The sequence below is a fragment of the Stenotrophomonas sp. PS02289 genome (genome assembly GCF_029960115.1).
Lineage (GTDB): Bacteria > Pseudomonadota > Gammaproteobacteria > Xanthomonadales > Xanthomonadaceae > Stenotrophomonas.
The window spans coordinates 1-5,107 of the sequence record NZ_JASCOZ010000233.1; the positions used below are offsets into that span (position 1 = coordinate 1).

6 protein-coding genes are annotated in these 5,107 nt (G+C 66.4%); 3 read left to right on the forward strand and 3 right to left on the reverse strand.

Annotated features, from left to right (window positions below):
- Window positions 1–78: 78 nt before the first annotated feature.
- Window positions 79–522 carry a carboxymuconolactone decarboxylase family protein gene (locus QMX83_RS19920; RefSeq protein ID WP_282298375.1) on the reverse strand — a complete coding sequence of 148 codons (444 nt, stop codon included), beginning with the start codon at window positions 520–522 and terminating at the stop codon, window positions 79–81.
- 183 nt (window positions 523–705) lie between these two features.
- Here QMX83_RS19920 and QMX83_RS19925 point away from each other — a divergent pair, with 183 nt between their 5' ends.
- The 3 genes from QMX83_RS19925 (at window position 706) to QMX83_RS19935 (ending at window position 3,453) form a co-directional block, all read left to right on the forward strand.
- Window positions 706–2,223: a fumarate hydratase gene (locus tag QMX83_RS19925; RefSeq protein WP_282298376.1), complete on the forward strand. Its 1,518-nt coding sequence runs from the start codon at window positions 706–708 to the stop codon at window positions 2,221–2,223.
- Between the two features lie 187 nt (window positions 2,224–2,410).
- Window positions 2,411–3,046 (forward strand): glutathione S-transferase family protein, encoded by a 636-nt coding sequence (locus QMX83_RS19930; protein WP_282298377.1) that lies wholly within the window; start codon window positions 2,411–2,413, stop codon window positions 3,044–3,046.
- A 65-nt stretch (window positions 3,047–3,111) separates the two neighbouring features.
- Complete coding sequence (locus QMX83_RS19935; RefSeq protein ID WP_282298378.1) at window positions 3,112–3,453, forward strand: hypothetical protein; 342 nt, start codon at window positions 3,112–3,114, stop codon at window positions 3,451–3,453.
- An 8-nt stretch (window positions 3,454–3,461) separates the two neighbouring features.
- On the opposite strand, the gene arsC is transcribed toward QMX83_RS19935, so the two are convergent.
- On the reverse strand, window positions 3,462–3,803 hold the full coding sequence (arsC, locus tag QMX83_RS19940; protein WP_282298379.1) for an arsenate reductase (glutaredoxin): 342 nt from the start codon (window positions 3,801–3,803) through the stop codon (window positions 3,462–3,464).
- Window positions 3,803–4,969: a phospholipase A gene (locus tag QMX83_RS19945; protein ID WP_282298380.1), complete on the reverse strand. Its 1,167-nt coding sequence runs from the start codon at window positions 4,967–4,969 to the stop codon at window positions 3,803–3,805. The genes arsC and QMX83_RS19945 overlap by 1 nt, the downstream gene beginning before the upstream one ends.
- Window positions 4,970–5,107 lie beyond the last annotated feature (138 nt).

The following is a 5,107-nucleotide window of genomic DNA, read 5'->3' on the forward strand; positions in this document are numbered from 1 at the left end:
GCCGTTGGCCGGCCCACGGCATGTTTCCGGCGTTCATGAGGGCCGGCCAACGGCCGGCGCTACCGGATCTCGCCCGGCTCAGGGCAGCGGCGGCAACAACCCCGCACCCAACCGGTTCCACGCGTTGATCACCGCGATCCCCATGCTCAGGTCACTGATGCCCTTCTCATCGAAATGCGGTGCCAGCGCGTCGAAGGCGGCATCCGACGGAGCCCCACTGGGCAGCCGGGTCAGGGCTTCGGCCCACCCCAGGGCGGCCTTTTCGCGGTCATCGAAGAACCGGCTTTCATGCCAGGCGGGCAGGGTGTCGAGCTTGCGCGGCTCGATCCCGCCCTTGCGCAGGGCGGTGCCGTGCATGTCCATGCAGTAGCCGCAGCCATTGATCTGCGACACGCGCAGGAACACCAGTTCCATCAGGGTCGGGTCGATCGAGCTGTCGTGCACGGCCTTGCTGGTGGCCAGCAGAGCCTTGAAGGCATCGGCAGCGAGTCGGGCGTAATGAACACGGGGAGAAGCAGACATTGCGGGAACTCCATGGCGTCCGGATTGGGCACGGGCATCGTAGTGGACGCGGCAGGCGAACGGGATTGGCGGTCCCGCAACGGACTGTCCGGCCGTTATCAGGAGTCATTCCCAACTCCGTGCGGCCGGAGGGGTAAAATGACCGGCTAACTCCCACGCCAGCCCCGAGCAAGCGAGCATTACGTGACATCGATCAAGCAGGAAGACCTCATCCAGTCCATCGCCGACGCGCTGCAGTACATCTCGTACTACCACCCGGTCGACTACATCAAGAGCCTTGCCGCCGCTTACGAGCGCGAGGAATCGCCGGCCGCGAAGGAAGCAATGGCGCAGATCCTGATCAACTCGCGCATGTGCGCCGAAGGCCACCGGCCGATCTGCCAGGACACCGGCATCGTCACCGTGTTCCTGGAAATCGGCATGAACGTGCGCTGGGACGACGCCACCATGGGCGTGGAAGACATGGCCAACGAAGGCGTGCGCCGTGCCTACAACCACCCGGACAACAAGCTGCGCGCCTCGGTGCTGGCAGACCCGGCCGGCAAGCGCATCAACACCAAGGACAACACCCCGGGCGTGGTCAACGTCAAGATCGTGCCGGGCGACACCGTCGAGGTGATCGTGGCGGCCAAGGGTGGTGGTTCGGAAGCCAAGAGCAAGTTCGCGATGCTCAACCCGTCCGATTCGATCGTCGACTGGGTGCTGAAGACGGTGCCGACCATGGGCGCGGGCTGGTGCCCGCCGGGCATGCTGGGCATCGGCATTGGTGGCACCGCTGAAAAGGCGATGCTGCTGGCGAAGGAATCGCTGATGGAGCCGATCGACATCAACGAACTGAAGGCCCGCGGCGCGTCCAACCGTGCCGAAGAACTGCGCCTGGAGCTGTACGACAAGGTCAACGCGCTGGGCATCGGCGCGCAGGGCCTGGGCGGCCTGACGACGGTGCTGGACATCAAGGTCAAGGACTTCCCGACCCACGCGGCCAACCTGCCGGTGGCGATGATTCCGAACTGCGCGGCCACCCGCCATGCGCACTTCACCCTGGACGGCAGCGGCCCGGTGATGCTGGACCCGCCGTCGCTGGCCGATTGGCCGGAGATCACCTATGACGCGTCCAAGGGCACCCGTGTGGACCTGGACACGATCACCTCGGAAGACGTGGCCAGCTGGAAGCCGGGCCAGACCCTGCTGCTCAACGGCAAGCTGCTGACCGGCCGCGACGCGGCGCACAAGCGCATGGTCGACATGCTCAACAAGGGCGAACCGCTGCCGGTGGACCTGAAGGGTCGTTTCATCTATTACGTCGGCCCGGTCGATCCGGTGCGTGACGAAGTGGTGGGCCCGGCCGGTCCGACCACGGCCACGCGCATGGACAAGTTCACCCGCCAGGTGCTGGAACAGACGGGCCTGCTGGGCATGGTCGGCAAGGCCGAGCGCGGCCCGGCCGCCATCGAGGCGATCCGCGACAACAAGTCCGCCTACCTGATGGCGGTGGGCGGTTCGGCCTACCTGGTGTCCAAGGCGATCAAGGCGGCCAAGGTGGTGGGCTTCGCCGACCTGGGCATGGAAGCGATCTACGAGTTCACCGTGCAGGACATGCCGGTCACTGTGGCAGTGGATTCCACCGGCGAGTCGGTGCACACCACCGGTCCGCGCGAGTGGCAGGCACGCATAGCGGGAATCCCCGTTGTGGTGGCCTGAGGCCTGATGCAAAGCCACGCCCTGCGTGGCTTCGCGGTGCTCCCCGCAGATGTAGAGCCACGCCCTGCGTGGCTTCGCGGTGCCCGACGTCCTCACAGCCACGCAGGGCGTGGCTCTACGGTCCCTGTCGCGGCAGGCGTTTCGGCCAGACATAATCGGGTTCCCCATCCCGACCACCACCGCGCCCATGACCACCACCCTGTACGGTTCCCGCAGCACCGCCTCGCTGGTGGTGCATTGGCTGTTGCTGGAACTGCAGATCGATCACCAGCTGGTTCTGCTCGATTTCGACACGCGCGAACAGAAGGCGGTTGATTACCTTGCGCTAAATCCCGCCGGCCGCGTCCCCACGCTGCTGATCGACGGGCAGGTGCTGACCGAAGCCGCCGCCATCGCGCTCTACCTGGCCGACCGCCATCCGCAGGCGGGCTTGCTGCCAGCACCCGGAACGCCGGAACGGGGCGTGGCCTATCGCTGGATGTTCTGGTGCGCCAATACCCTGCAGCCGGCGTACCGGGCCTGGTTCTACGCCGATGAGGTAGCGGGCGCGGACAACGTCGACGCCGTTCGCGAACACGCACGCCAGCAACTGGAAAATGCCTGGCAGCAGTTTTCCGAGCACCTGCAGGCCGCAGGTCCTTATGTACTGGGTGAGCAGCTGAGCGTGGTGGATTTCATGCTGACGATGCTGATGCGCTGGTCGCGCAACATGCCGCGGCCGACAGACACCTGGCCGGTGTTGAAAGCGTATGCGGACCGCATGAAGGCGCGTCCTGCATTTGCAGAGGTGTACCGGCGCGAGGACATCACCGACTGGCGATGAACTCCGTAGAGCCGGGCTCTGCCCGGCTGAATCTGCTACGGTGTAGGCACCACAAGGAGCACTTCATGCACGGAATCCGCATCGCGGCAGCGCTGGCCGCCTTTTTCCTACTGGCCTCGTGCCGCAGCACCGACACCGGCTACGACGGCGGCGTCGGCTTCACCGCCAGCGCCCAGTGCGCGATCCAGTGCCAGGAAACCTATCGACGTTGCGCGGCCGAGCCGCGCTCCACGCGGCTGTCGCAATGCGAGGCGGACGTGGCGCGAAATGCCAGCCGGTGTTCGGAGCTCAAAGATCCCGAACAACGGCGTTACTGCGACATGAGCGCCAACAGCTGCGCCGACCGGATGCCGGAGCTGGGCTGTGGCGAGCAGTTGAGTCAGTGTTCGTCGCGTTGCGGCGGCTGATCAACCGATCACAACAACGCCAGCACCTTTTCCGGCGGCCGGCACAGGTTGGTACCCTTCGGCGTGATCACCACCGGTCGGTTGATCAGAATCGGGTGCGTCTGCATCGCCGCCAGCAGGGTGGCGTCATCTGCGCCCGCCAGCCCCAGCTCGTCGAACACCGCTTCCTTGTGACGCACCAGCTCGATCACCTGCAGCCCGGCATCAGCCAGCACCTGGCGCAGCTCGGCCTCGCTGGGAACATCGGTCAGGTAATCACGGATCACCGGTTCGATACCGGCCGCGCGGATATGTTCCAGCGCGCCGCGCGAGTTGCCGCAGCGCGGGTTGTGCCAGATCGCCACGGTCATCAGTACCACTCCAGCAACGAGACGCCCACACCCACGTAGGTGGCCTTGTGGTTGTAGTCGATCATGCTTTCGCCATAGCCATCGAACACCTGGATGTGGCCGCGCAGCAGGTTGCTGATCGGGAAGCCGTAGTCCAGCTGCAAGGCACCGTGCGAGCGGTCGCCCCCACGCAGCGAGTGCCGCGCCAGCAACGAAACCTCATGGCCGTTGCGGTTCCAGGTCAGCACCGCGTCGCCGCGGCCCATGTAATCCTCGATGTCCGGATTGTTGTCATCTTCGCGGTCTTCCGGCAGGCGGTACCACGGGCGTAACACCAGCGCCCAGTTCTCGCGGTCCAGGCCCACATTGAGAATCACCCGGTTCCAGCTGCGCGACAGCGGGTCGGCGCGGCCGTTGGACTGGTGGGTCAGGCTCAAGCCGGCCATGCGCCCGCGCCAGCCGCCAATCGAATAGCCGGTGCGGAACATCATCATCACTTCCGGCTCGTAGTTGGTTTCGCGGAAGGGGCGCGAGTTGTCTGCGTTGTAGGCCTGCCAGCGCGAGCTCTGGGTATAGCCCGCCCACAGGTCGCCGTTGTCGCCGAATACGTTCTCCCACACCTTGGTCTTGAAGCTGAGCTGGAACTTCAGCTCGTTGCTGTCCAGCTGCTGCGGCGTGGTGACCGTGTTGTCCGGGTTGGGCGACTGCGGGGTCTGGTTCTTGTCGCTGGTCCAGAACGCCGGCAGCAGATACACCGGCTTGTAGGCGCGCAACTGGAACGCGCCCAGCTTGGAGTCCTGCGCCAGTTCCCAGCGGCTGTCCAGCAGCGAACCCTTGCCGGCGTTAGCCAGCGCCTGCTCATGGCCATCATTCTTGAACAGCTCGCCGAGACGGTGTTTGACCTTCTCGCCCGTGGGCGCGTCGGCCTGTGCCTCGCGCGCGGCCTGGCGTTCCTCACGGCGTGCCTGCTGCGCAGCGATGGCCGCGGCGTCGGCCTCCTGGGTGGTCTGCACGCCACGGCGGAACAAGGTGTCGTAGCAGGCCAGGCGGGCGGCATCGGAGCCGACCAGTGCGCAGGCCTCCGGCGTGGCCGGGGTCGGGGCGACTTCCTGTGCGGCAACGGAGAAGCTGGCGCAGGCCAGGCCCAGGGCGCAGAACAGGGCGGAGCGGGGGCTCGGTGTGGTCATGGGGGCAGGCCGCACGGTAGAGGGGAAACCGGCACATTCTGCACCAGTTGCGACGATGTGGTCGTTGAGCCCGGGGGGGGGGGGGGGGGGGGGGGGGGGGGGGGGGGGCCCCCCCCCCCCCCCCCCCCCCCCCCCCCC

Excerpts from the sequence above, each read along its gene's own strand:
- QMX83_RS19920 (WP_282298375.1), bottom strand. The coding sequence starts at position 522 with ATGTCTGCTTCTCCCCGTGTTCATTACGCCCGACTCGCTGCCGATGCC.
- QMX83_RS19930 (WP_282298377.1), top strand. The coding sequence starts at position 2,411 with ATGACCACCACCCTGTACGGTTCCCGCAGCACCGCCTCGCTGGTGGTG.
- QMX83_RS19935 (WP_282298378.1), top strand. The coding sequence starts at position 3,112 with ATGCACGGAATCCGCATCGCGGCAGCGCTGGCCGCCTTTTTCCTACTG.
- arsC (WP_282298379.1), bottom strand. The coding sequence starts at position 3,803 with ATGACCGTGGCGATCTGGCACAACCCGCGCTGCGGCAACTCGCGCGGC.
- QMX83_RS19945 (WP_282298380.1), bottom strand. The coding sequence starts at position 4,969 with ATGACCACACCGAGCCCCCGCTCCGCCCTGTTCTGCGCCCTGGGCCTG.